Origin of the sequence: Pseudofrankia coriaricola, from assembly GCF_001854805.1 — a bacterium.
Taxonomy (GTDB): Bacteria; Actinomycetota; Actinomycetes; order Frankiales; family Frankiaceae; genus Pseudofrankia.
In genome coordinates this window covers 1-3,151 of sequence record NZ_MBLO01000165.1, presented here as the reverse complement: position 1 = coordinate 3,151, position 3,151 = coordinate 1, and the positions used below count along the sequence as shown (strand labels likewise).

Genomic DNA, 3,151 nt, shown 5'->3' with positions numbered 1-3,151 from the left:
TCGCCAAAGCCCTGCGAGCCACCGCCCGCCAGCCCGAACGCGTCCTCCAGATCATCGGCCTGATCAGCGAAAAGGGACTTTGACGGCACCCTGCCCCTCCAGGGTCAAGGACCGCTCCCGCGGCCGCCTGACGGCGGTGGCCCTCCTGACCCCGGAGCCTCTACGGCCTCGCGGCCAGCACAAACAGGGCCAGGTAGGAACCTGGCCCATCAGACGCGCGGCGCCGGGGTACACCCATCCACAGCAAGCCAGACCAGACACGGCCCTGCCCCAGCCGATCTCCTCCACGGTTCCAGGGGAAGCTCAGAACACCCCGACCTGCCCATCCACCCCGACCGGGCCGGCGGCGTGCTCGAACAGCATCCGCACCGGGTCCGTGCCGACCCGGGCCCGTGCCCGGGCCAGCGACGGGCCGGCCGGCAGCGACCAGCCCACCCCGTCCGGCCCACCGGCCGCCAGGCCCACAGCCCGACGCTGGAAGTACAGCCCACCCACCAGCCGGGACAGCACCTGCACATAGCCACAGTTACGACCCCGGAACAGCCACAGCGCCAACACGAAGTACACCACCAGCCGCGACGGCAACAGTCGCGGCCGGACCTCCACCGTGTCGGTCTCGTCCAGCACCCGGTCCACCAGCTCCGGCGGGTACACCCGCGTCAGCACACCCACCGTCACCCGGTCCGGCAACCAGCCCTCGGGCGACAGCCCCTCACTCCCGTCGTGCCCCACGACACGAGCCTATCGAAACGACGATCACTTAAAGTACGGCCATTGCGCCCTGGCCACACGCGTCCGCCAGCACGAAGAACGACTCCGCCGCCTCGAAAAAAGGCCCACCAGCACCACCAACTGATCCCGAAAGCCCAGCCACAATATCAGACAAAAGCACACGTTATTAGCCGGATAATCCTGCGACAACGCGATGACTGAGTCGTTCTTCGCCGCTCTCAAGAACGAGCGCGTCCATCGCACCGCCTATCCGACTCGCGAGCGCGCCCGACGCGACATTGCGCGATACATCGAAATCCACTACAATACGAAAAAGCGTCACTCCGCACTCGGTTATCGGACCCCACAAGAGGTCTACGACGAGTACCAGCTGCGCCAGGAAACCGCCTGATCAGAGCCGAATAGTTGTTTGGAAGGCTGTCCGGAAAGATCGGGGCACATCACTATGCCCGGCCACCGCCCGCCCAGACTTCGGACTCACTCGTCTAGCGGAGTCGCGGTGCGCTAGATCAACCGTGGGGCGATGGGCGGCGACCGTGGCGCGCCGAGGTCGCTGTATGCATTTGACGTTGTATTAACTTGGGCTCATACTACGGGTGTGATCGTCGACTGGACCGACGAGTTCGATCGCTGGCTGACCCAGGCGGAGAAGGAGGGTGGCCGGCGGTTGGCTGTCGCGGTCGCGCTGCTGCAGGCGCTGGGTGATCTGCCGGCGAAGCCGGCGGAGGAGTCCGCGACGTTCAAGCGGGTGCGCTAGGCCCGCCGTCACGAGCTGTGGCGGGTCGCGCATCCTTTCGATCCGGAGGTCGCCGTCCGGATCATTTGCTGGTTCCCTGCCCATGACCAGGTTGTGCTCGCTCTGATCGGCTTCGACAAGAAGGCGATAGGGGACGTGTTCTACGCCAGCGCCGCCGCGCGCGGAGAAGCACTCGTTGATGCCTGGCTACGCCAGGAGGGGAGGTAACCGATGACCGACGACGTCACGTTCATCCGCGGCAACGACCGCATCCGTGAGCTCGCGCAGCGGCCTGACATCGCGGACGAGGTGGCCCAGGTACGCCGTGGCATGGCTGAAGCCGACCGCACCTATGCCATGGGTCTGGCGGCGCTACGGCAGGCAGCGGAGCTCACGCAGGTGGAGCTCGCCCGTCGCATGGGCATCACCCAGGCGGCTATCAGCCGTATGGAGCAGCCCCACGATCTGCTGCTGTCCACGCTCAATGCCTACCTCGCCGCGATCGGTGGGCAAGCCAGCATGATCGTCCGTTTCGCGGACGGCCACGAGACCGTTCTCGACCTCGCGCGCCTCGCCTGACTCGCGCGTCTGGGTGGACGGCGGTGGCCTCGGCGCCCGCCGTGGATAGGGCGCGGCTACAGCAGACATCGCCAACGACGGAAACCGTGTTGGCCCAGCTCACACCGCATGTCGATCTCTACCGGTCAAGTTTGTGTAGATCGTTGTGGTGCGGCGGCGATGATCGTTGGCTGCCATGTCGTGGCAGAACCGCGTCGGGGCTAGGGCCCGGTGGGAATGCTGGCCGTGTCCGCTCATCTGAGGGCTGCCGCGACAGTCGTTGCCGGGGGGTGCAGGAGAATCCATTTACTGTTGTCCACACTGTTGACGGCGTCGCTCGTTCGTACTGATCATGGATGCCGACGCCATCCGATGGAGTTGTCGCAGCGGTGACTCACGCGTGTCGTGGTGGATGTCGTTCGCGGTGTCTGGCGGGGTGTCGTGGATGACCAAGGTTGTCCACGGCCCGTGGCGCGCCGTAGCGTGGTGGATCTGCCAGCGGCGGATGCAGGGCAGCTGGAACAACGGCAAACCTCACTACCGCTACGTCTTCCCCGACCGGTACGCCCTCGCCAACCACGTGCAGCACCCCCGCAGCGTCTACGTCCGCGAGGAACTCATCGTCCCTCACCTCGACGGCTGGCTCGCCCGCGCCTTCACCCCACCCCGGCTACATACGACCATCGCCGCCGTCGCCGCTGCCCAGGACGACGAGACCACCATCAGCCAGGACGACGACCTCGCCCAGGCATGGCGGACGATCACCGACTGCGACCTCAAGCTCGAGCGCTACCGGCTCGCCCTCGAAGCCGGCACCGACCCCGCCCTCGTCGCCCGCTGGACCGCCAAAGCCAACACCGAACGCGCCGCCGCCCAGGCCCGCCTCCGCGCGACCACCGGCCGCAAGCGCATGACAGAAGACGAGATCACCGATTTGGTCGCTGCCGTGGGCGACATCGTCGCCGCCGTGGCCGAGGCCGACCCAGCGGACAAAGCCGAGATCTACGCCCAGCTCGGACTCCAGCTCACCTACGAACCAGGAGCACACCGAGTGATCGCCGAGGCCAAGCCTCCGGCGATCATGTACGAGGGAGAGTGTCCGAGGGGGGAGTCGGACACTACGCA

The 3,151-nt window shown here is 66.6% G+C and carries 3 protein-coding genes and 2 pseudogenes; 4 read left to right on the top strand and 1 reads right to left on the bottom strand.

Annotated elements, in window-relative coordinates; genetic code table 11:
• Positions 1–303: 303 nt before the first annotated feature.
• Positions 304–732: a transposase domain-containing protein gene (locus BCD48_RS21070; protein WP_071050127.1), complete on the bottom strand. Its 429-nt coding sequence runs from the start codon at positions 730–732 to the stop codon at positions 304–306.
• Between the two features lie 184 nt (positions 733–916).
• Here BCD48_RS21070 and BCD48_RS21065 point away from each other — a divergent pair.
• From BCD48_RS21065 to BCD48_RS21050, 4 genes and pseudogenes are all read left to right on the top strand, one after another.
• Positions 917–1,123 (top strand): annotated as a pseudogene (locus BCD48_RS21065) (integrase core domain-containing protein); the annotation flags it as partial.
• A gap of 207 nt (positions 1,124–1,330) precedes the next feature.
• Positions 1,331–1,489, top strand: a complete 159-nt coding sequence (locus BCD48_RS52390) for a hypothetical protein (RefSeq protein WP_198543329.1) — start codon at positions 1,331–1,333, stop codon at positions 1,487–1,489.
• A 210-nt stretch (positions 1,490–1,699) separates the two neighbouring features.
• Positions 1,700–2,047 (top strand): helix-turn-helix domain-containing protein, encoded by a 348-nt coding sequence (locus BCD48_RS21055; RefSeq protein ID WP_071050125.1) that lies wholly within the window; start codon positions 1,700–1,702, stop codon positions 2,045–2,047.
• Positions 2,048–2,471: 424 nt separating this feature from the next.
• Positions 2,472–3,151, top strand: a pseudogene (locus BCD48_RS21050) (recombinase family protein); the annotation flags it as partial.

Coding starts and splice junctions, on each gene's coding strand:
- BCD48_RS21055 (WP_071050125.1), top strand. CDS start 1,700: ATGACCGACGACGTCACGTTCATCCGCGGCAACGACCGCATCCGTGAG.